This is a genomic window from Ancylomarina sp. 16SWW S1-10-2 (assembly GCF_009669305.1).
In the GTDB taxonomy this organism is placed as follows: domain Bacteria; phylum Bacteroidota; class Bacteroidia; order Bacteroidales; family Marinifilaceae; genus Ancylomarina.
In genome coordinates this window covers 1-389 of sequence record NZ_SADB01000315.1, presented here as the reverse complement: position 1 = coordinate 389, position 389 = coordinate 1, and the positions used below count along the sequence as shown (strand labels likewise).

The following is a 389-nucleotide window of genomic DNA, read 5'->3' as shown; positions in this document are numbered from 1 at the left end:
GCGGCGATATGGTTAATGTGCATTCGTTACGCCGTGGTGCGGCTGAAGCGATTGAGGTAATTGCACATGGCGATGCAAAAAGTTCGAAAGTGGTTGGCAGAAAAGTAGAGGAAGTTGATCTGCCAGAGGGTGCAACCATTGGTGCTATTTATCGCGAAGGCGAAAAAGATAAGCAAGTTATTATTGCTCATGATGATACGGTGATCGAAAATGGTGATCACGTAATTGTGTTTCTTGTTGATAAACAATACACCAAACACGTTGAAAAGTTATTCCAAGTCGGCTTTTCATTTTTCTAATTATAGGGATTGCTTCAGTCAATGCATTTTGCCATCGTTTCTCGAGTCCTCGGCTTATTATTGATGTTATTTAGCATAACGTTAATTCCT

Annotated in this window: 1 protein-coding gene; it reads left to right on the top strand. The window is 40.6% G+C overall.

From position 1 onward, the window contains the following. Positions 1–299: TrkA C-terminal domain-containing protein (locus tag EMN46_RS19355; RefSeq protein WP_304505454.1), on the top strand; the 299-nt coding region annotated here is incomplete at its 5' end. Positions 300–389: the final 90 nt, after the last annotated feature.